The following is a 21391-nucleotide window of genomic DNA, read 5'->3' as shown; positions in this document are numbered from 1 at the left end:
AGGCCTTCTTCTTTTTGACTTATATTGGATGGGACTATTGTTGAAGGAGTGAGAATGCAGTGAAAATCGCGATTCATTTCATAGTAATACTATTGTGCTTGATTTTGACTTATTTTACCTATGATAAGCAACTTGGCGCAGTCTCATTCCTGCTCTTAGCGATCTACCTTTTTGCATATGGCTATTACCGCTTACGCTTAGAAAAGAAGAAGAATTGATTCGTGCAACAATGAATATAAGATAATATAAGGATTCGTTGTGCCGTGAAAGAAGCACAAGTTGACTCAAAGTTATTGATAGTTATGGCTGCCCATACAAATCAGTCAGGTATTGGTTGTGGATTAAGTATCTGGCATAGTACAATACTGTTGAACTCTTGAACGATCCAAATTTGGTTCCTTAGGCGTGACAGCAGTAATAAGAAGTTCAAAATGGATATGATGTTTAGGACAAGAAAGGACGTGCATGATTTGAACCTTCGTGAATTAAATGAAGAACAATTAACAGAAGAATCATTAATTAATTTAGCATATGCAATTTTGGAGGAAAAGCACCAACCACTTTCATTTACTGAAATAATGCAAGCGATTGTAGACCTAGGTGCACGCTCAGAGGCAGAAATGAAAGCTGCTTCTGCTCAATTTTATACAGATATGAATATCGATGGCCGTTTTATTGCTTTGGGCGAAAATCGCTGGGGTGTTCGTGAATGGTATGCTATTGATCAAGTAGAAGAAGAAACAGCTCCAACTGTAAGAGTGCGCAAGAAAAAAGCAAAAGTCGTTGAAGAAGATGATTTAGATGACGACGCAGAAGAAATTGAATTTGAAGAAGACTTTGATGAATTCCTAGATGAAGATGAAGCTGAAGAAGAAGCGGTAGAGGAAGAAACATTTGATGCTGGTGATCTCGAAGATATCGATGAAGAAGAGTTAGAAGAAGATATCGATATGGATGACGAAGAGTTTGAACTAGATGAAGATGAAGATGACGATGAAGAAGATGAATTGGAAGAAAAAGAAAGAGACTAACTTCTTGACTTCTTTTGAGTTATCATTTAACCTTTTACTTGGGCTCCTTAAAAAAGGAGATTGACCGTGAAACTTCACGCTCCCCCTGCAAATTATTTGCGGGAGGAGCGTTTTTTGTTTTTTAAAAAACCTATCTTCAGCACTAACTAGGAGGAATTTTCATTGACCAAATATATTTTTGTAACTGGTGGCGTAGTTTCATCATTAGGTAAAGGGATCACAGCAGCATCACTTGGACGTTTGTTAAAAAACCGTGGAATGAATGTAACAATTCAAAAATTTGATCCATACATCAATATCGATCCAGGAACTATGAGCCCATACCAACATGGTGAAGTGTTCGTTACAGATGATGGCGCAGAAACTGATTTAGACTTAGGCCATTACGAGCGTTTTATTGATATTAACTTAGGTAAACATTCAACAGTGACATCTGGTAAAGTTTACTCAACAGTATTGAAAAAAGAACGCCGCGGAGATTACAACGGTGGTACTGTACAAGTGATTCCGCATATCACAAATGAAATTAAAGACCGCATCCAACGTGCGGGCCGCGAAACAAGTGCAGACATCGTCATCACAGAAGTCGGCGGAACAGTAGGCGATATCGAGTCATTGCCATTCCTTGAAGCAATTCGCCAAATGAAAAGCAATCTTGGAAATGAAAATGTCCTTTATTTACACTGTACACTTATCCCTTATATTGGTGCAGCAGGCGAGCTAAAAACGAAACCGACTCAGCACTCAGTGAAAGAGTTACGTTCATTAGGTATTCAACCAAACATTTTGGTGGTACGTTCAGATCGCCCAGTGCCAACAGAAATGAAAGAAAAACTAGCGCTATTCTGCGATGTAAAACCGCATGAAGTTATTGAATGCGTGGATGCAGAAAGCCTTTATGATATCCCGTTAAATCTGCAAGCGCAACACATTGATGACATTGTTTTAGAACACTTTGGCATTGAAGCACCACAAGCAGATATGGCTGATTGGAAAGCTTTAGTCGATAAAGTAAAAAGCCTTAAAAAGACAACGAAAATTGCACTTGTCGGAAAATACGTTGAGTTGCAAGATGCTTATATCTCTGTAGTAGAAGCATTGAAACATGCTGGATACGCACATGATACAGATATAGAAGTGAATGCTATCAATGCAGAAGACGTAACAGAAGAAAATGTAAAAGAATTATTACATGACGCTGACGGTATTTTAGTACCAGGTGGATTTGGTGATCGTGGAGTAGAAGGTAAAATTTTAGCAATCCAATATGCACGTGAAAACGATGTACCATTCTTGGGTATTTGTTTAGGCATGCAGCTTGCATCAGTTGAATTTGCACGCAATGTACTTGGGCTTAAAGGTGCACATTCAGCTGAATTGGATGCAGAAACAAAATATCCAGTCATTGCATTACTACCTGACCAAATCGATGTAGAAGATTTAGGTGGCACACTTCGCCTTGGCCTATATCCATGTAAATTAAAAGAAGGATCTCGTGCAGGTGAAATCTATAATGATGAACTAGTATATGAACGTCATCGCCATCGTTATGAATTCAACAATGAGTTCCGTGAAGCGATGGAAGCAGAAGGACTAGTCTTCTCAGGAACTTCTCCTGACGATCGTTTAGTAGAAATTATTGAATTGCCGGAGAAAAAATTCTTTGTTGCATGTCAATTCCATCCAGAATTCATTTCACGTCCTAACCGTCCACAACCGTTATTCCGCGAGTTTGTCGGCGCTTCTGTGAAATAAATGAAACAAAAGTAAAACCAGGCTGATACATTAGCCTGGTTTTTTCTTTGTTGTTTAGTTAAAATAATTTAAATATCTCCTAAGGGATGGCTTAGAATTATAGCCCATCCACCATTTCATCATAAGACATCTTGATCGCCTCATAGATAAACAGAGCTGTTAGCGTATGTGGTAAGACAATACGCTCGCCCAAATCATTCGGTAACAATCCTTTTTTAATATCCATAGAAATATACGTATAAGCTAGGTCGGCCATTTTTCCGGCATTTTCAACTTTCTCACTTGCCACAACTGCAAAGGGGATAAATGCATCGTATAAAGTTTGAGCTAACTTTAATGCATTTGGATCATGTGCGGTTCGTGCGAAGATACATACACGGTCAATATCCGTAATATTCGCTTCCGGGGTAAAAGGGCGCAATTGTTGGAAAGGTTTTGCAGCTTGCATAGCATTGACTTCTACAGCCTTTAGCTCATCAAAGCATGCAAAATAGACAAACCCTTCTCCAATTCCAGCTTGTGCAAGCAGACGGGCAGTTTCCTCGATTGCTTCTTCTTGGTCTGTAGCCACTCGCTTTAACAAGCCGCCGATTTGGGTAGATAACATTTTTAACATTCCATTCACCTCACCTTCATTATAAATGGGTATAATCCAATTGCAAAATAGAGCCCTGAAATGGTTCTCATATTGTGATATTATTTAATTTTTTTGTGTGAAAGAGAGTTTGTTAAAATAAAAACTTATCTAATAATGCAGGAAAATAAAAATAATGGGCGAATAGAGTATAATAAGGGGACAATAAAGTTTAAAATTGCAATATATACAAGTGCTAAAAAATGGAAAGATATTTTATCAATAGTTACTAATATATGAGTTCTACATTTCATTTAGCTCCTTGTTTAGCGAACTCCTAGTATTCTTATAGAGTTTGCTATTTTTGGTGTAGGAGGAATGAAACTGACGAGATTTGTATTCGGTACGCTGCTGAATGCAAATGTCTTGAATGATTTTGAATTTCCAATAAAGTGCAAAAAAGTAAAAGAAACAGAAATAGTTAAAAGATTTTAATTGTAATTAATCAAAATCATCAATATATCAACCATCGAAGGAGAGGTGAATTCTGCTATAAGGACAGGCAAAAACAACAGATAGGATATAAAAACTGCACGCTAGACTAGCATGAAAACACACATATATTAAGCTGTAGTTAATTGTTAATGGTATGGGACTTATTCGCTATAGTAGGTTTTATTTCTGTATAGATTGGGATTGGCCTTCGTTTGGAAAATAATGAAAAGGTGATTCTGAAAGTGCTTACAGGATAAATATACTGGCGGTTAAGAGTTTATGAAGCAGGGTATGTCTAGCATAGATAAATATATTTGCCTGTATTTTTGTAGCAGAAAGGTATATGAAAAAAATATTAATTGTCGACGACCAGCAAGGCATCAGAATGCTTCTCAGCGAGGTTTTTAAAAATGAGGGGTTTGAAACACTTCTTGCATCTAATGGAGCAGAAGCGGTACAAATATTTGAAAATAACATGCTAGACTGCGTGTTATTAGATATGAAAATTCCAGGTATGCACGGTCTGGAAATATTAAAAAAAATAAAAGAAACTTATGCAGATTTGCCTGTGATTATGATGACAGGAGACAGCGACAAAGAAGTGATGAATGAAGCTGAAAATTGCGGAGCAGATTACTTTTTCGCAAAACCATTTAATATTTTAGAAGTAAGAGATACTGTGATAAAAATAGTTGTGTAATAAGTATTGTCGGTAGTCAATGCTTATTCTTTTTGTTATGATAAGAAGGGAAATACTCAATATAACATAACACCATGTTACATTACATCCTAAAGGAGGATTTACTAATGGCTTTGGTTTCAATGAAAGAAATGTTAATTACAGCAAAAGAAAATAGCTATGCTGTAGGTCAATTCAATATTAATAATCTTGAATGGACACAAGCAATTCTACAAGCGGCAGAAGAAGAAAAATCACCAGTTATTTTAGGCGTATCTGAAGGTGCGGGGAAATATATGGGTGGATTTATTGCCGTTGTTCAAATGGTTAAAGGCCTAATGGAAAGCTATAACACAACTGTGCCAGTGGCAATTCATTTAGATCATGGTTCAAGTTTTGAAAAATGTAAAGAGGCGATTGATGCAGGCTTTACATCTGTCATGATTGATGCATCTCACCATCCATTTGAAGAAAACATTGAAATCACTTCAAAAGTAGTTGAGTATGCGCATGCACACGGTGTTTCTGTAGAAGCAGAACTTGGTACAGTAGGCGGCGACGAAGATGGCGTAATCGGCGGCATTAAGTATGCTGACCCAGAGGAATGCCGCAAGATGGTAGAAGCGACAGCAATAGACTGTTTAGCACCTGCATTGGGCTCTGTTCACGGTCCATACAAAGGCGAACCAAACTTGGGCTTTAAAGAAATGGAAGAAATCTCAAAACTGGCAGATCTTCCACTTGTACTTCACGGAGGAACAGGTATCCCTACAAAAGACATTCAACGTTCTATCTCATTGGGTACTGCAAAAATTAACGTGAATACTGAAAACCAAATTGCTGCTACAAAAGCGATTCGCGAATTTTTGGACAAGGATAAAGAACAATACGATCCACGTAAATTCTTAGGTCCTGCTCGCGAGGCAATTAAAGCCACTGTTATCGGAAAAATGCGCGAGTTCGGTAGCTGTCAAAAAGCATAAGCATATAGTTTAAATAGAGAGGAATGGGAGAAGGAACCGGTTTGAATCCGGGACTTCTCCATTTTTCCATCATTAGGAGGAAATAGAAGTGAAATTTTTTATTGATACAGCCAATTTTGATGAAATTAAGGAAGCACACTCATGGGGGATTCTTTCAGGTGTAACAACAAACCCTTCACTAGTAGCGAAAGAGAAAAACATCTCATTCCATGATCGTTTGAAAGAGATTGCAGATTTAGTAGATGGATCTATTAGTGGGGAAGTTATTGCTTTAGATGCAGAGGGCATGATCAAAGAAGGTCATGAATTAGCTCAAATCGCGCCGAATATTACGGTTAAATTGCCATTCACACCCGCAGGTTTGACTGCTTGTGCTGCGCTAACGGCAGAAGGAATCAAAACGAATGTGACGTTAATCTTTAATGCAAACCAAGCTTTAATGGCTGCACGTGCTGGTGCTACGTATGTTTCTCCGTTCTTAGGCCGCTTAGATGATATTGGTCAAGATGGTACAGAACTAGTAAGAGAAATTGCAGAGATTTTTGCTATTCACGAGATACCAACACAAATTATCGCTGCTTCTATTCGTCACCCACGACACATTACAGAAGCTGCTCTAGCAGGCGCACACATCGCCACTACACCATATAAAGTGTTGAAACAATTATTCCATCATCCTTTGACAGATAAAGGGATCGAAGGCTTCATGAAAGACTGGGCAAACAAAGATAAATAATTAAGGAGAATGAGATGGACGTGTATAAAATTGCGGGTGAAAAACCTCTAAAGGGCACGATTAAAGTCAGCGGCGCAAAAAATAGTGCAGTAGCCTTAATCCCTGCTTCCATTTTGGCCAATTCTCCTGTAACAATCGAAGGATTGCCAGAAATTTTAGATGTTTGGACACTAAAGACTTTGCTTGAGGAAATTGGCGGAAATGTAGAATTTGATGATGGTCGTATGGTTATAGATCCACGTTCTATGGTGGATATGCCGATGCCTAATGGCAATGTCAAAAAATTGCGCGCATCGTATTACCTAATGGGAGCTATGCTAGGCCGCTTCAAAAAAGCAGTTATCGGCTTGCCTGGCGGATGTCATCTTGGCCCTCGTCCTATTGACCAGCATATTAAAGGTTTTGAAGCCTTAGGTGCGCAGGTGACTAATGAACATGGAGCTATCTATTTGCGTGCAGAAGAATTGCGTGGAGCAAAAATTTACTTAGATGTTAGCAGTGTCGGTGCAACGATTAATATTATGCTGGCAGCAGTGCTTGCAACAGGCAAAACGATTATTGAAAATGCAGCAAAAGAGCCAGAAATTATTGATGTTGCCACATTGCTCACAAATATGGGCGCCAAAATCAAAGGAGCTGGAACTAACGTAATTCGGATTGAAGGCGTCGAAGAATTGCATGGCACGAACCATACTATTATTCCTGACCGCATTGAAGCGGGTACCTATATGATTATGGCGGCTGCTATTGGAGATGGCGTGACTATCGATAATGTTATTCCACTCCATTTAGAAGCAGTCACGGCAAAACTACGTGAAATGGGCGTAGAAGTCATGGAAGAAGAAGAACGAATTTTTATTCCTAAGCCTAAAAGCTTAAAACCTGTGGATATTAAAACGCTTGTATATCCAGGGTTTCCGACTGACTTGCAACAACCATTCACTGTGCTATTAACGCAAGCAAACGGTTCCTCTATCGTTACAGATACCATTTATTCCGCTCGCTTTAAGCATATAGACGAAATTAGCAGAATGGGTGCAGTTGCCAAAGTAGAAGGGCGTTCGGCCATTTTAACAGGTCCTACAAAGCTAGAAGCTGCTACAGTTACTGCAACAGATTTGAGAGCGGGAGCAGCACTTATTATCGCGGGCTTGTTAGCAAAAGGAAATACCGAAGTCCATGATATTTTCCATATTGAGCGCGGTTACAGCGATATTATTGCTAAGCTACAGGATTTAGGAGCAGATATCCATCGAGAGTCAATCGAAACAGAATCTGCAAACCAAGCGGCAAAGCGTTTTAACTAAAAATAATCAGGCACAACAAAAACTGTGTGCTATAATAGATTTAGTGTGAAAACGAATCAGTCATCAAGATGGAAATGGGAGGAACAGTTAAAAATGAAACGCAGTTTATCTATGGAAGTAGTTCGTGTGACAGAAGCAGCAGCAATCGCATCAGCAAGATGGATGGGCCGTGGCTTAAAGATGGAAGCAGATGATGCGGCAACAACAGCTATGCGCCAAGTATTTGATTCCATTCCAATGGACGCGGTAGTAGTGATTGGCGAAGGCGAGATGGACGAAGCGCCTATGCTATACATCGGAGAGAAACTCGGTTCAGATCCAGCTGGTCCTCAAGTGGATATTGCAGTCGATCCGCTAGAAGGCACAAATATTGTTGCACAAGGAAGTGGGAATGCACTCACAGTTCTTGCGATTGCCGACCGAGGCAACTTGCTTCATGCGCCGGATATGTATATGGATAAAATCGCAGTTGGACCAGAAGCCGCAGGTAAGATTGATATCGATGCACCTGTAATCGATAATCTTAAAGCGGTAGCAAAAGCGAAAAATAAGAACATCGAGGACGTAGTGGCAACACTATTAAATCGTGATCGTCACCAACCAATCGTTGACCAAATCCGTGCTGCAGGTGCTCGTATCAAATTCATCACGGATGGCGATGTAGCAGCAGCAATCAACACAGCGTTTGACGAAACAGGCGTAGACATTCTGTTCGGCACAGGTGGAGCTCCAGAAGGCGTTATTGCAGCAGTTGCACTAAAATGCCTAGGCGGAGAGCTTCAAGGAAAGCTTATTCCATCTAACGAAGAAGAAGTAGAACGCTGCCGTAAAATGGGTATCGCCGTTAACACTGTGTTAAAGATGGAAGATTTGGTTAAAGGCGATGATGCTATTTTCGCAGCAACTGGCGTAACAGATGGCGAACTTTTGAAAGGCGTCCAATTCAAAGGTGGGCACTGTACGACAGAGTCGGTTGTAATGCGTGCAAAATCAGGAACTGTTCGTTTTGTTGAAGGTAGACATAGTTTAACAAAAAAACCAAAACTATTTATGCAAGATTAAACTTCTATTTTACTTGGCCCGGCATTTGCCGGGTCTCTTCTCGCTAAAATTCCATTCCCAATGACAAAGTAGTGAAGCTTCACTCAGGTGCTTTCTTTACAATGAGTGTTAGTTCGGTTCCACTGTTTCTGCATCAACTCGAAATGTCTTGATGCAGAACCTGTGAACTCGATTGGTTCAATTAAGCCTATGACGGATTGGCAAAGTTTCGCTGCCCCAATCGGTCTATTACTGGCAGTTATGGCCCACCTAAATTCTCATTTACACCAAAGTGAAGGTGGGGCTGCCCGTTCGTGCGGGATAACTCTCATCCTCATTTCGTGATTTTTACAATATTAAACAAGAGTGGTGTATTGCCTATGACGACAATGACAATTTCTCAACTTGAAGATATGAAATTAAAAGATCTCTATGCGCTTGCTAGAGAATATAAAATTTCGTATTATGGCAAGTTGACAAAAAAAGAGCTGATTTTTGCAATTTTAAAATCTCGTGCCGAAAGTGAAGGTTATTTCTTTATGGAAGGTGTGCTTGAAATCATCCAACAAGAAGGATTTGGTTTCTTGCGCCCTATCAACTATTCACCAAGCTCTGAGGATATCTATATATCTGCATCCCAAATTCGACGTTTTAGCTTGAGAAATGGCGATAAGGTAACGGGGAAAGTTCGTCCGCCGAAAGAAAATGAACGCTACTACGGACTTTTACATGTTGAAGCTGTCAATGGCGAGGATCCAGAAGTGGCCAAAGAACGTGTATTTTTCCCTGCGCTTACGCCGTTGTATCCTGATAGACACATCAAATTAGAAACAACACCGTCAAAACTATCTACTCGTATTATGGATTTAGTGGCTCCAGTCGGTTTTGGACAACGGGGATTAATCGTCGCTCCACCAAAAGCGGGTAAGACATTGCTGATGAAAGAAATCGCAAATGCCATTACGGAGAAATACCCTGAGTCAGAATTAATTGTGCTATTGATAGATGAACGACCAGAAGAAGTAACAGATATTGAACGTTCAGTAAATGCGGATGTAGTAAGTTCTACATTCGATGAACTGCCAGAAAATCATGTGAAAGTCGCAGAACTTGTTCTTGAACGTGCTATGCGTCTTGTTGAACATAAACGTGATGTGATTATTTTAATGGATTCTATCACAAGGCTTGCTCGCGCCTATAACCTTGTTATCCCACCAAGTGGTCGTACGTTATCAGGCGGTATTGACCCTGCGGCTTTCCACCGACCAAAACGGTTCTTCGGTGCAGCTCGGAACATTGAAGAAGGCGGTAGTTTGACTATTTTGGCTACAGCTTTAATCGATACAGGCTCGCGTATGGATGAAGTCATTTACGAAGAATTTAAAGGTACAGGGAATTTAGAGCTACATCTAGATCGCAGCCTTGCTGAACGACGTATCTTCCCAGCTATTGATATCCGCCGCTCCGGCACGCGGAAAGAAGAACTTCTTATTCCAAAAGAACAGTTGGATAAGCTGTGGGCAATTCGAAAAACCTTCTCGGACTCTCCAGATTTTGCGGAGCGTTTCTTGAAAAAATTGCGTAATACAAAGACAAATGAAGAGTTTTTTGATACGCTAAATACCGATATGAAAGCTGCACGTAATGGCAAAGGACTAATTTAAATTCCTCGAATTAATTTGTTGCATCTTCTGTCGGGACTTGCTATACTATGGTTATTGCATTTCATACGTGTTGCATATACGGCAAACAAAAACTGGGTCGTGTAAGGCAACAGTTCGATAATACTCTGTTCCAGATGGTTCAGGGCGAGAGGAGATATTACACATGAAACAAGGAATTCATCCAGAATACAAAGAAGCTACTGTAACATGCTCTTGCGGTAATTCTTTCAAAACAGGTTCAGTAAAAGAAAACATCAACGTTGAGTTTTGCAGCGAATGTCACCCATTCTATACTGGCCGTCAAAAATTCGCGTCTGCTGATGGACGTGTGGATCGTTTCAACAAAAAATACGGTCTTAAATAAATCACTGAAAACTTCTAATACCTGCCTTGCGCCTATTGCGCGGCAGGTATTTTTCTTGCGGCATAGGCTATTTTCGTGTAGTATTAAGCACGTTGTTTAAGGAAAGTCACACTACAATTTGGTGAGGGCTTTTTTAATTCCTCTCTGATTTTGGTAGGCTTTTCTTTCACTAAAGAGAGTTTTTATCTGTTAAAACGAGAAAAAATAATCATACATATCACAAAATAGAGCGAAAAAAAAGAGCAGAAAAATGTCCTCTTTTTCGATATGATGATGGATATATGTTTTGAAAGGGGTCTACTTCATGTATGTAATGACTCAAAATGGCTGGATTGAAGTAATCTGCGGTAGTATGTTCTCTGGGAAATCAGAAGAGCTGATTCGCCGTGTACGAAGAGCGCAATTTGCAAAACAAAAGATTGTTGTGTTTAAACCTAAAATAGATAATCGCTATAGCGAAGAAGCTGTTGTAAGCCATAATGGCACAACGGTTATCGCTTATCCTATTTCACAATCTACAGACATGTGGGACTATCTCTCAGATGATGTAGATGTGGTAGCAATTGATGAAGCTCAGTTTTTTGGAGAGGATATTATTGCTACTGTTCAACAACTAGCGAATCATGGATATCGAGTTATTTTAGCGGGACTTGACCAAGACTTTAAAGGAGTTCCTTTTGGGCCAATGCCACAACTGATGGCGATTGCGGAGCAGGTAACAAAGCTTCAAGCAGTATGCAGTGTATGTGGATCACCTGCAAGCCGCACACAGCGGCTAATTAACGGACAACCTGCTAAGGCGGATGATCCTGTTATCTTAGTGGGCGCTGCGGAGGCATATGAGCCTCGCTGTAGACACCACCATGTTGTACCGGCAAGTCAAACACAAGTAAAGTGAAACGCTGTTAAAACTTGATCCGTTCAATCGATAAAGAGATGACAGAAAATGCCCGTCAACGGGTTACGAAGAGTGGCTGCTGGCTGCTCTTTTTTCATTTGCACTATAGGGATTATTCTGCAGAAATACAGCACTTCAGTCTTTAGTGTTGTGAAATTTAATGCCACTCAGTATTAAGCCTATATGGGATTAAAATAAATCATGAAATTTTCAAAAAAGTAGCATGCCTTGCTGTTTTTCTTTATACTAATAAATGGAGCACATAAAACAGAATCCTTTTTAGCAGCGTCGACAGGACCCTGCTTTCCTTCATAAAGTGATGGCCAATCATGGGATTTTGTTCAATCTCCGCTGATTGGTACGTAACACTAAAACGGACGCTTTGTGGACAGTTCGCTGAAACGGACTAACCATTGATCCGTAAGGACAATAAACTTACTACAGATACAGAAAGGTATTGGTGAAATATATGTTTGATCGCTTACAAGCTGTAGAAGATCGCTATGAAAAATTAAACGAACTTCTAAGTGACCCGGATGTTGTATCCGATTCGAAAAAGCTAGCGAAATATTCAAAAGAACAATCGGATATTCAGGAAACAGTAGAAGTTTACCGTGAATATAAATCTGCAAAAGAGCAACTAGCTGAAGCACGCGAAATGCTAGAAGATAAATTAGATGCAGAAATGAAAGAAATGGTAAAAGAAGAAGTAAATGAGCTTGAAAGTAATATTGCTGATTATGAAGAACGCCTGCGCATCTTATTAATCCCGAAAGATCCGAATGACAGCAAAAACGTTATTGTGGAAATCCGTGGAGCAGCAGGCGGAGACGAGGCAGCATTATTTGCTAATTCACTTTTCCGCATGTACAGCAAATATGCAGAAACGCAAGGCTGGAAAATTGATATCATGAACGCTAACCCAACTGAGCTTGGCGGTTACAAAGAGATTGTCTTTATGATCAACGGACAAGGCGCTTACTCAAAATTCAAATTTGAAAGCGGAGCACACCGTGTACAACGCGTTCCGGAAACAGAATCCCAAGGACGTGTTCATACATCCACTTCAACTGTTGTCGTAATGCCAGAAGCGGAAGAAGTAGAATTAGATCTGCAAGATAAAGATATTCGTGTGGATATCTACCATGCATCTGGTGCAGGTGGACAGCACGTCAACAAAACGGCATCTGCTGTTCGTATGACACATATTCCTACAGGGATTGTTGTAGCAATGCAAGATGAACGTTCTCAATTGAAAAACAGAGAGAAAGCAATGAAAGTATTGCGTGCACGCGTCTACGACAAATTGCAGCAAGATGCACAAAGCGAGTATGATGCAGAACGTAAATCAGCTGTAGGTACAGGTGATCGCTCTGAACGTATCCGTACGTACAATTATCCACAAAACCGTGTGACCGATCACCGCATTGGCTTAACCATCCAAAAACTCGACCAAATTATTGATGGGAAATTAGATGAGTTGATTGATGCTTTGATTTTGGAAGAACAAGCGAAGAAGTTGGATGCGCTAAATGACGCAGCCCTTTAAATACATTTATGAGGCCCTGAATGGGGCTTCTTCTTTTTTGCGGGAACATGGTCGAGAGGAAATTGCTGCAAGACTTCTACTGCAGCATGCATTAAATAAGTCACATACTGAATTATTAATCAGTATGAGGGAGCCTTTAACAGCAGAGCAAAACCAAGCGTATTGGCAAATGGTTGAGTCACATGCGAAAGGGACGCCAATCCAATATATCATGGGTTCAGAAGAATTCTACGGACGAACATTTACAGTCGATCCTTCCGTCCTCATACCGAGACCGGAGACAGAAGAATTGGTGGAAGAAGCGTTAAAACGAGCTCAGCGAATATTTGAAGACGGAGCAGAGATAAAGCTTGCAGATATTGGGACAGGCAGCGGGGCAATCGCTATCACGATGAAAAAAGTAATGCCCCTACTAGAGGTGACAGCAACTGATATTTCGCCACAAGCATTACAGGTAGCGGAGAACAATGCCAAACGATTGAGTGCAGATATATGTTTTTTGCAAGGTGATTTGACAGAACCAATCGTTCAACAAAAGTGGCAAATTGTTTTATCAAACCCGCCCTATATTGCTCATCAAGAGGCGGAGGAGATGTCTGAGGTTGTCTTAGATCATGAACCGCACACAGCACTCTTTGCAGAAGAAAATGGTTTAGCCTTATATAGAAAACTAGCAGAAACATTGCCAAGTATTATGGCAAAACCTAGTTTCATAGGATTGGAAATTGGTTATAAACAAGGTCCAGCTGTCGTCCAATTATTCAAAGATAGCTTTCCTGATGCCAAGGTTGAGCTATTAAAAGATATTAATTCAAACGATCGAATGGTTTTTTGTGAAATTGATGTATAAATAGTAATCTCTTTGCCCATGATAGTTTCATGGAGGGGATACAATATGCTAGAAGATTACTATACAATCAAACAACCTGAAATCGTGTCTTATGAATCTATTAAACAACCAAAAAAACAATCACAAGTGGCGACACTTTTATTATTCATAACATCTTTATTACTTATCCAATTACTGCTTCTTATTTTTCAAAGTGTTGCTACACAACAATATAGCGCGGATTTGGCACAGCCGAGATTCCGCCTTATTGCTAATAGCAACTCGCAAGCAGACCAACTTTATAAAAAGCAGATCTTAGAAAATATAAAACCGATTATAGAAAAAGAGATGGCCAATAGCTCAGGCTCCATTAACTTATCCACAATTGAAAGTGAGATCAAAAGAACGCTGGCACCAAAGATTGAGTCGGGCGAAATCAATGTCCAAACAACGAAAGCTTTATTTCCGCCAAAACGTGATGATTACAAAATGTATGCACAAGATGTCTATAAAGCAGTCGTTGTCACCATCGGCGCCGGGAAAGGCGACAATTGGTGGTGTGGTTTATTTCCTAAGGTTTGCTATAAAGATAAAGAAGTAAAAGAAGAGAAAAAAGACAAAGAAGAAGAAAAACCAAAGTTTTTCATCGTTGAATGGTTCAAAAAAATATTTTAGGATGAGAGTTAATCACAAAATTGTGCAAACTTGTCCACATTTCAGAGAATGTTATCAACAAATTGTGTATAACTTTCTGAAAAATAAGGTTTATCGGGAGGTAATCGAATGGAAACGCAACGGCTTGTTGTGGATAACAATGTGGAATCTGAAAAAAGTTATACACAAGCTGTGAATTTGTTAGCTGAAGGCGAGATTGTAGCGTTGCCAACAGAGACAGTCTATGGACTTGGAGCTGTCGCTACAAATGAAGCAGCAGTCAAAAAAATATACAGTGCTAAAGGAAGGCCGTCTGATAATCCGCTAATTGTTCACATCGGCACGAAGGAAGAGCTTAGTAAATATGTGGATAGCATTTCTGAAAAAGCGGTGAAGTGTATGGATGCATTTTGGCCAGGACCATTAACCATGATTTTCAAGTCAAAGCCAAATGTCTTTGCAAAAAGCGTAACAGCAGGCCTAGATACTGTCGGTATTCGGATGCCGAGTCACCCTGTAGCGTTAAAATTATTGCAAGCTTTAGGTATGCCGGTAGCAGCACCAAGCGCAAATCGAAGCGGCAAACCAAGCCCAACGGAAGCTATTCATGTGGAACAAGACTTAGCCGGAAAAATTCCTTTAATATTAGATGGAGGGGCGACAGGTGTTGGCGTTGAATCAACTGTCCTTGATCTAACAAAGGAAATACCGGTAATCTTACGTCCGGGTGCGATTACAAAAGAGATGCTAGAAGAAGTGATAGGGCCAGTTGAACAGCCTACACATATAGAGCAGGAACAAGGCGCCCCGAAAGCGCCGGGAATGAAATATACCCATTATGCTCCGAATGCACCCGTATACTTAATTGAAAGAAACAAACAGATTGTCCAAGAGGCGATTCAACAATTGCAAGCGAAGCATTATAAGGTAGCATTGATTGCACCGCCATCCCTCAAAGAGTTATCACCTGATTGGTTCTTTTCAATTGGTAACACACAGGATGAAATGGCGTCACATCTTTTTCATGCCTTGCGCGCATGTGATTCTACAGATGCACAGATAGTGCTGGCTACTGCTACTTCAACAGAAGGTGTAGGCGCAGCGATTATGAATCGCTTGGAAAAATCAGCAGGCGGCAAATGGTATACGCCAAACAATATATAATAAAGGGCGTTTCGAGCATACTGAAAGACTGAGTAGGTATTAAATTATTATTATCATTTGTACAAAAATTGAATTGTAGTGGAAACAACGGAGACTCCTGCGGCATAGCAAGACAGGCAAGACCCCACAGCGCAGCGAGGAGGCTCGGCGCTCACCCGTGGAAAGCGTAGTTGTTTCCACTACTTCTAAACCAAATGATTAATGATAACTAAGTTTTTGGTTTTTTGGAGGTCTTATACTTTTCGTGGGAGTTTTACCCGCGCCCTTGAGTTAAATTCAGTAAAATAAAAAATGCTTCTTATTATATAGGAAGCATTTTTTATTATTAAAAATTAGTACCCCCTTTTTTCTCCCATCCTCAATCTGGAATGAAGAAGAACTTCGTTTCATAGGATATAAAAGATTGTGGTAGAGAAGGGAGTGCTGTTTTGGCAGAAATACTTGCAGCTATATTTACAGCAATAGATGTGTTGACAATTTATTTGCTATTGCCAAATGTAAAATATCGCTTTTGGCTATCTCTATGGACAGGTGCCCTTCACATGTTGTTTCCTTTAATCGGTTTCCACGTAGGTGAATGGCTTGCATCCTATATATCGAGCTTAGCCCAAAATATTTCTGGTATATTATTAAGTTTAATTGGTGTACAACTATTACTAGCGGCAAAAGATCAAAGGCCAGCAACGATTCCGGTCGTCATACTGGCTATTACAACAAGTCTTGATACCTTTTCAGTGAGCATATCTTTTGGTATGCTTCAATTAAGGGAGACACTGCTTATATGCAGTATGGGGATTTTTGCCTTCCTATTTTCCTTTATTGCTTTAACCTTAAATAAGAAAATTCCAGTAGCTTTAGGTATATATCTACAGATGCTTGCAGGAGCTGCATTACTTTTGATGGGTATTTTTTCACTAAATTTATAAAAAATTTGAACATTTCGTCAGCGTTATACTATATAATGAAGGGTAAGAGTGCACGATGAGAATTTACTTTATTTGTACAGGTAATACTTGTAGAAGCCCCATGGCAGCAGCTATTTTAAAATCAAGAAACTTACCAGGAGTAGAAGTTAAATCAGCGGGAATCTATGCAATGCCGGGACAGCCAATGTCAGCAAATGCTCAGGCTGCGTTACAAAAGCATCACATAGACCATGATCATATTTCGCAGCCGGTGAATATTGAGGAACTACAGAGTTCACATTTGATTTTAACTATGACAGGTGGGCATAAAGAAGCGTTATTACAAGTATATCCTCAAATGGCAGATAAGACCTTTACTCTAAAAGAATATGTTTTAGATAGAGATGAAGATGTCATCGATCCATTTGGTGGAGACCTGGATACGTATTTAACAACATTTGAAGAACTGAACAACTTAATTGACGTACTTGAAAAGAAACTACTGGAGGAATAACCCATGGCAAAAAAAAGTGTGCAGCATTCTTTTGGGCTAAAAAAGAAACTCATTTTATTCGTCACCATCCTAGCAATTGTCACCTACAGCATTAGTTTTATCTTTATTGAATATGTGCAACCGCAATTTTTCCCGAATGTTAAACAATCGGTGTTTCAACTCATTACATATATTTTAGGTATTATTTGGTCTGGTATTTTGGCGGGCATTTTTAGCTCCCTATTAGTGAAACCATTGCAAAAGCTAGAGAATGTTGCAATAGAAGCAGCTGAGGGGAAAATTGGCAAAGATATTGATATGCCAAGAAGTTCAGATGAGATCCGTTCGCTGTCAGAGGCATTCCAAACAATGCTTGTGAGCCTTCGTCAAATGGTAACAAGCATAAATCAAAACTTCCAAACTACCAACGCAACTGTTTTAGACTTATCGGAAGAAACAGAACGTGCTACAAGACAGACAGAATCAATCGCAGAAACGATTTCACAAATTTCTGAAGGAGCAACCGGTTCTGCCATTGCGATTCAAGAGACAGCGGAAGCGTTAGAAGATGTTCGTTTATTAGCTGAAGAGGTAAATCAACGTGCCTTGACATCATCCAATCAATCTACTCAAATGATGGGAGAATTAAAGCATACGACTGACGCTATCAATGATTTGGTAGAAGGAATCCAAAAAATTGCTTCAGGGAATTCTATGGCGTTACAGGATATCCATCAATTAGAGCAAAATGCTTTGAAGGTAGAGCAAATTATTCAGCTTGTCGGTGATATTGCAGAACAAACGAATTTGTTGGCTCTGAATGCTTCTATTGAAGCAGCAAGAGCTGGAGAACATGGCAAAGGCTTTGCTGTTGTAGCTGAAGAGGTTCGTAAGTTGGCGGATGAAAGTGCCGAAGCGGTCAAAGGGATTACGCAGCTTATCCAAACCATTCAACTGGATGTACAAACTGTCGTTGGTAAGATGACCGAGCAAGTGAGCATTGCAGAAGGTGAAGTTGCTCGAATTTCAGAAACCACATCTGCAGTAGATGGCATGTCAACGAGGGTTGGTGATATGGCTGCTTCAATAGTAGAAATCTCTGAATTCGTTAGCAAGCAATTAAACAACATCGAAAAAACGGCTCACCAATCACAAGAAGTGGCAGCCATTGCTGAGCAAACGTCAGCAGGGGCAGTTGAAGTCCAAAGTGCTACGGACGAGCAAGTACGCTCTATTGAACAAATCGACCAACTGTCACATATGCTAAAAAAACAATCAGAAGATCTATATCAAATGATCCAACAATTCGAACGATAATCTGTAAGCGGGGAAATAAACTTTCTCCGCCTTTTTTTATGCCTAAAATAAACATGGATCCTAAACGTATCACCCCCCTCTAAATTGAGTGAAAAATATGTCTTTATACTAAAATAAATGGTAAACTAAAAGTGAAACTTCCTTCAGCTAGTAACGGCTGAAGATTAGATATACCGTTTTAATTTTAACGAGCATAGTAATGAATATATTCTCGTACGTACGAGATGAATAGCATAATGAAAAGAGGGGACTTCTTTTGAAAATCGCAATATCATCAGATCACGGCGGTAACAATTTACGCAAAGAGATCGTTAATCTATTAGAAGAATTAGGGATGGAATACGAGGATTTTGGCCCAACAGCTGAAGGTTCGGTGGATTATCCAGACTATGCTTTACCAGTTGCAGAAGGAGTTGCAAGCGGCAAATTTGACCGAGGCATCCTCATTTGCGGTACGGGCATTGGCATGTCGATTACAGCTAATAAAGTAAAAGGTATTCGCTGCGCGCTTGTACATGACTTGTTCAGTGCTAAAGCAACTCGTTGTCATAATGATTCCAATGTATTGGCTATGGGCGAAAGAGTGATTGGTCCTGGGCTTGCGCGTGAAATCGCAAAAACATGGTTATTGACTGATTTCGAAGGTGGACGTCATGAACGCCGTATTGAAAAAATTTCTACAGTAGAAGCAAAAAACTAAACAACAGATGAGAGGCTTAAGCGATGAACTTACAACAAATCGAAGATCAGCTACAAACGCTGTTAGCCGAATTTGAGCAACAAGTCCATTTTCGTGAAGGTCAACTGTTGGTTATAGGTTGTTCAACATCGGAAATTAAAGGGCAAAAAATCGGTACAGCAGGAGGCTTAGAGATTGCGGAAGCACTTTATAAGCCATTAAGCGCATTTTCCGAAAAACATGGTCTTTATTTAGCATTCCAAGGATGCGAACATATCAATCGTGCCATCACCATCGAAAGGGAAGCGGCAGAAAAATACGGGCTTGAGCCTGTATCAGTTGTTCCTGCTCAAAAGGCTGGCGGATCCATGTCAGCCTATGCATATCGCCAGCTGAAAGATCCGGTTGTGGTGGAAGAAGTTCTTGCACATGCAGGTATTGACATGGGCCAAACATTAATTGGCATGCATTTGAAAAGAGTAGCAGTTCCACTTCGTACTTCCATTACACATATTGGAGATGCGGTAGTGACAGTTGCAACGACTCGCCCTAAATTAATTGGCGGCGAGCGTGCTATATATAATTAAATTTTCATAAAACAGGGGGAAAAGGGTTATGGGAAATCTTGCAGCACAAGAAAAATCAATGATTGCATCACAAGACAAAGCAGTATTTGAAGCGATGGAAAAAGAATTCGCACGTCAACAATCAAATATCGAGTTGATTGCATCTGAAAATATTGTTTCAGAAGCTGTCTTAGAGGCACAAGGCTCAGTTCTAACAAATAAATATGCAGAAGGCTATCCTGGTAAACGCTATTATGGCGGTTGTGAATATGTCGATGTTGTTGAAAATATTGCACGCGACCGTTTAAAAGAAATTTTCGGTGCGGAATATGCCAATGTACAACCACACTCAGGTGCACAAGCAAATATGGCTGTATACTTCACAATCTTGGAGCAAGGAGATACAGTTTTAGGGATGAATTTATCTCACGGCGGCCATTTAACGCATGGTAGCCCAGTAAACTTCTCAGGCATCCAATACAATTTCGTAGAATATGGTGTGACAGAAGATACACATGTGATTGATTATGAGGATGTTCGCCAAAAAGCACTGGAACATAAACCAAAATTAATCGTAGCGGGTGCATCAGCTTACCCACGCGAAATTGACTTTGCTAAATTCCGTGAAATTGCCGATGAAGTAGGCGCTTATTTCATGGTGGACATGGCTCATATTGCAGGTCTTGTAGCAGCTGGAGCACATCCAAATCCAGTGCCATATGCAGATTTTGTTACTTCTACAACGCACAAAACATTGCGTGGACCACGCGGCGGTTTAATTCTTTGTAAAGAAGAATGGGGTAAAAAAATCGATAAATCCATCTTCCCTGGTATCCAAGGTGGCCCTCTAATGCATGTGATTGCAGCAAAAGCTGTAGCATTTGGTGAAGCGCAACAACCAGAATACAAAGAATACATCCAACAAGTTGTAAAAAATGCAAAAGTTTTCGGTGAAGCTCTTACAGCAGAAGGCATCAATATCGTTTCCGGTGGCACAGACAACCATCTATTGCTTTTAGATGTGCGTTCTTTAGGTCTTACTGGTAAGGTAGCTGAGAAATTATTGGATGATGTTCATATCACTGCCAATAAAAATACCATTCCATTCGATCCAGAAAGCCCATTTGTTACATCTGGCGTACGCGTAGGAACACCAGCAATTACTTCTCGCGGTTTCAAAGAAGAGGATATGAAAGAAGTTGCTTCTATTATTGCAGCGGTATTGAAAAATCCAGAAGACGAAGCTGTGAAAGAAGATGCCATTAAACGCGTAAAAGAATTAACAGACAAACACCCAATCTACTCTAAATAATCAGCCCGTAAATCCGGGATTCATACAAAAGCTGCTCTCACTATTAGTGAAAGCAGCTTTTTATTTGATCGATATTATTTATCCAAATAGTTTTTTAAAATTTGTTTAGAATTTATGCATCCAAAAGTCATGTTGTAACGTCATAACATTAAGAGAGCCCCATTTTGTGGGTAATGAGAATATAAAGTTAATAAAAAATATAAACGAATTACATAAGAACCTGCTATTTCTGTTATAATAAGCAGGATAAACTGAAACTACCAACAGTGTAGAATTACATTTCTGCAGATTGGCAGTTGCGATCGGGCTTTTCACACGCAGTAAGTATTCTCCTAAAAGCATTCTCTTCTGAGTTTATTTTAGGGTGATTAGTTGTGTGCAAAAGCAAGATAAATA

The 21391-nt window shown here is 39.9% G+C and carries 22 protein-coding genes; 21 read left to right on the top strand and 1 reads right to left on the bottom strand.

What is annotated here, in order from left to right:
- Window positions 1-59 precede the first annotated feature (59 nt).
- From RST01_RS15945 to pyrG, 3 genes are all read left to right on the top strand, one after another.
- Window positions 60-218, top strand: coding sequence for a hypothetical protein (locus RST01_RS15945; protein ID WP_184117529.1), 159 nt, complete (start codon window positions 60-62; stop codon window positions 216-218).
- A gap of 213 nt (window positions 219-431) precedes the next feature.
- Window positions 432-1031 (top strand): DNA-directed RNA polymerase subunit delta, encoded by a 600-nt coding sequence (gene rpoE / locus RST01_RS06900; RefSeq protein WP_244946665.1) that lies wholly within the window; start codon window positions 432-434, stop codon window positions 1029-1031.
- 162 nt (window positions 1032-1193) lie between these two features.
- The gene (gene pyrG, locus RST01_RS06895; RefSeq protein WP_066791718.1) at window positions 1194-2786 is read left to right on the top strand and encodes a CTP synthase; all 1593 of its coding nucleotides are present in this window, start codon (window positions 1194-1196) and stop codon (window positions 2784-2786) included.
- A gap of 97 nt (window positions 2787-2883) precedes the next feature.
- Here pyrG and RST01_RS06890 read toward each other — a convergent pair whose 3' ends face one another.
- Window positions 2884-3402: a DUF2529 family protein gene (locus tag RST01_RS06890; protein WP_147195440.1), complete on the bottom strand. Its 519-nt coding sequence runs from the start codon at window positions 3400-3402 to the stop codon at window positions 2884-2886.
- 796 nt (window positions 3403-4198) lie between these two features.
- Between RST01_RS06890 and RST01_RS06885 the strand changes: the two genes are divergently transcribed.
- The 18 genes from RST01_RS06885 (at window position 4199) to glyA (ending at window position 20995) form a co-directional block, all read left to right on the top strand.
- The gene (locus RST01_RS06885; RefSeq protein WP_147195437.1) at window positions 4199-4555 is read left to right on the top strand and encodes a response regulator; all 357 of its coding nucleotides are present in this window, start codon (window positions 4199-4201) and stop codon (window positions 4553-4555) included.
- 107 nt (window positions 4556-4662) lie between these two features.
- Window positions 4663-5517, top strand: coding sequence for a class II fructose-bisphosphate aldolase (locus RST01_RS06880; RefSeq protein WP_147195435.1), 855 nt, complete (start codon window positions 4663-4665; stop codon window positions 5515-5517).
- 88 nt (window positions 5518-5605) lie between these two features.
- Window positions 5606-6253 (top strand): fructose-6-phosphate aldolase, encoded by a 648-nt coding sequence (gene fsa, locus RST01_RS06875; protein ID WP_147195433.1) that lies wholly within the window; start codon window positions 5606-5608, stop codon window positions 6251-6253.
- A 14-nt stretch (window positions 6254-6267) separates the two neighbouring features.
- Window positions 6268-7560, top strand: a complete 1293-nt coding sequence (murA, locus tag RST01_RS06870) for a UDP-N-acetylglucosamine 1-carboxyvinyltransferase (RefSeq protein WP_066791726.1) — start codon at window positions 6268-6270, stop codon at window positions 7558-7560.
- A gap of 93 nt (window positions 7561-7653) precedes the next feature.
- Entirely contained in the window at window positions 7654-8622 is a 969-nt protein-coding gene (glpX, locus tag RST01_RS06865) for a class II fructose-bisphosphatase (RefSeq protein ID WP_066791728.1), read from the top strand.
- Between the two features lie 359 nt (window positions 8623-8981).
- Window positions 8982-10265, top strand: coding sequence for a transcription termination factor Rho (gene rho, locus RST01_RS06860; RefSeq protein ID WP_066791729.1), 1284 nt, complete (start codon window positions 8982-8984; stop codon window positions 10263-10265).
- A 163-nt stretch (window positions 10266-10428) separates the two neighbouring features.
- Complete coding sequence (gene rpmE, locus RST01_RS06855; protein WP_147195431.1) at window positions 10429-10629, top strand: 50S ribosomal protein L31; 201 nt, start codon at window positions 10429-10431, stop codon at window positions 10627-10629.
- Window positions 10630-10933: 304 nt separating this feature from the next.
- On the top strand, window positions 10934-11527 hold the full coding sequence (locus RST01_RS06850) for a thymidine kinase (RefSeq protein WP_147195429.1): 594 nt from the start codon (window positions 10934-10936) through the stop codon (window positions 11525-11527).
- A gap of 469 nt (window positions 11528-11996) precedes the next feature.
- Window positions 11997-13076 (top strand): peptide chain release factor 1, encoded by a 1080-nt coding sequence (gene prfA / locus RST01_RS06845; protein WP_147195427.1) that lies wholly within the window; start codon window positions 11997-11999, stop codon window positions 13074-13076.
- Entirely contained in the window at window positions 13060-13926 is an 867-nt protein-coding gene (gene prmC, locus RST01_RS06840) for a peptide chain release factor N(5)-glutamine methyltransferase (RefSeq protein WP_147195425.1), read from the top strand. The genes prfA and prmC overlap by 17 nt, the downstream gene beginning before the upstream one ends.
- Window positions 13927-13971: 45 nt before the next feature.
- Window positions 13972-14580 carry a stage II sporulation protein R gene (locus RST01_RS06835; RefSeq protein ID WP_184117528.1) on the top strand — a complete coding sequence of 203 codons (609 nt, stop codon included), beginning with the start codon at window positions 13972-13974 and terminating at the stop codon, window positions 14578-14580.
- Between the two features lie 108 nt (window positions 14581-14688).
- Window positions 14689-15723, top strand: a complete 1035-nt coding sequence (locus tag RST01_RS06830) for an L-threonylcarbamoyladenylate synthase (RefSeq protein WP_147195421.1) — start codon at window positions 14689-14691, stop codon at window positions 15721-15723.
- A gap of 428 nt (window positions 15724-16151) precedes the next feature.
- A complete protein-coding gene (locus RST01_RS06825; protein ID WP_147195419.1) occupies window positions 16152-16649 on the top strand; it encodes a manganese efflux pump in 498 nt (165 codons plus the stop codon).
- 100 nt (window positions 16650-16749) lie between these two features.
- A complete protein-coding gene (locus tag RST01_RS06820; protein ID WP_244946664.1) occupies window positions 16750-17142 on the top strand; it encodes a low molecular weight protein arginine phosphatase in 393 nt (130 codons plus the stop codon).
- A 3-nt stretch (window positions 17143-17145) separates the two neighbouring features.
- Complete coding sequence (locus tag RST01_RS06815) at window positions 17146-18438, top strand: methyl-accepting chemotaxis protein (protein ID WP_147195415.1); 1293 nt, start codon at window positions 17146-17148, stop codon at window positions 18436-18438.
- Window positions 18439-18694: 256 nt separating this feature from the next.
- Window positions 18695-19138: a ribose 5-phosphate isomerase B gene (gene rpiB, locus RST01_RS06810; protein ID WP_147195413.1), complete on the top strand. Its 444-nt coding sequence runs from the start codon at window positions 18695-18697 to the stop codon at window positions 19136-19138.
- Between the two features lie 23 nt (window positions 19139-19161).
- On the top strand, window positions 19162-19704 hold the full coding sequence (locus tag RST01_RS06805; protein WP_147195412.1) for a TIGR01440 family protein: 543 nt from the start codon (window positions 19162-19164) through the stop codon (window positions 19702-19704).
- A gap of 28 nt (window positions 19705-19732) precedes the next feature.
- Window positions 19733-20995 carry a serine hydroxymethyltransferase gene (glyA, locus tag RST01_RS06800; protein WP_066791741.1) on the top strand — a complete coding sequence of 421 codons (1263 nt, stop codon included), beginning with the start codon at window positions 19733-19735 and terminating at the stop codon, window positions 20993-20995.
- Window positions 20996-21391 lie beyond the last annotated feature (396 nt).

The organism is Rummeliibacillus stabekisii (assembly GCF_007988965.1).
GTDB lineage: Bacteria > Bacillota > Bacilli > Bacillales_A > Planococcaceae > Rummeliibacillus > Rummeliibacillus stabekisii.
The sequence above is the reverse complement of the archived record's forward strand: the minus strand, read 5'-3'. Positions and strand labels throughout refer to the sequence as shown.

Bases quoted from the DNA above. Each gene is read 5' to 3' on its own strand.
- rpoE (WP_244946665.1), top strand. From the start codon at position 432: ATGGATATGATGTTTAGGACAAGAAAGGACGTGCATGATTTGAACCTT.
- RST01_RS06890 (WP_147195440.1), bottom strand. From the start codon at position 3,402: ATGTTAAAAATGTTATCTACCCAAATCGGCGGCTTGTTAAAGCGAGTG.
- RST01_RS06885 (WP_147195437.1), top strand. From the start codon at position 4,199: ATGAAAAAAATATTAATTGTCGACGACCAGCAAGGCATCAGAATGCTT.
- RST01_RS06880 (WP_147195435.1), top strand. From the start codon at position 4,663: ATGGCTTTGGTTTCAATGAAAGAAATGTTAATTACAGCAAAAGAAAAT.
- murA (WP_066791726.1), top strand. From the start codon at position 6,268: ATGGACGTGTATAAAATTGCGGGTGAAAAACCTCTAAAGGGCACGATT.
- glpX (WP_066791728.1), top strand. From the start codon at position 7,654: ATGAAACGCAGTTTATCTATGGAAGTAGTTCGTGTGACAGAAGCAGCA.
- rho (WP_066791729.1), top strand. From the start codon at position 8,982: ATGACGACAATGACAATTTCTCAACTTGAAGATATGAAATTAAAAGAT.
- rpmE (WP_147195431.1), top strand. From the start codon at position 10,429: ATGAAACAAGGAATTCATCCAGAATACAAAGAAGCTACTGTAACATGC.
- RST01_RS06850 (WP_147195429.1), top strand. From the start codon at position 10,934: ATGTATGTAATGACTCAAAATGGCTGGATTGAAGTAATCTGCGGTAGT.
- prfA (WP_147195427.1), top strand. From the start codon at position 11,997: ATGTTTGATCGCTTACAAGCTGTAGAAGATCGCTATGAAAAATTAAAC.
- prmC (WP_147195425.1), top strand. From the start codon at position 13,060: ATGACGCAGCCCTTTAAATACATTTATGAGGCCCTGAATGGGGCTTCT.
- RST01_RS06835 (WP_184117528.1), top strand. From the start codon at position 13,972: ATGCTAGAAGATTACTATACAATCAAACAACCTGAAATCGTGTCTTAT.
- RST01_RS06830 (WP_147195421.1), top strand. From the start codon at position 14,689: ATGGAAACGCAACGGCTTGTTGTGGATAACAATGTGGAATCTGAAAAA.
- RST01_RS06820 (WP_244946664.1), top strand. From the start codon at position 16,750: ATGGCAGCAGCTATTTTAAAATCAAGAAACTTACCAGGAGTAGAAGTT.
- RST01_RS06815 (WP_147195415.1), top strand. From the start codon at position 17,146: ATGGCAAAAAAAAGTGTGCAGCATTCTTTTGGGCTAAAAAAGAAACTC.
- RST01_RS06805 (WP_147195412.1), top strand. From the start codon at position 19,162: ATGAACTTACAACAAATCGAAGATCAGCTACAAACGCTGTTAGCCGAA.
- glyA (WP_066791741.1), top strand. From the start codon at position 19,733: ATGGGAAATCTTGCAGCACAAGAAAAATCAATGATTGCATCACAAGAC.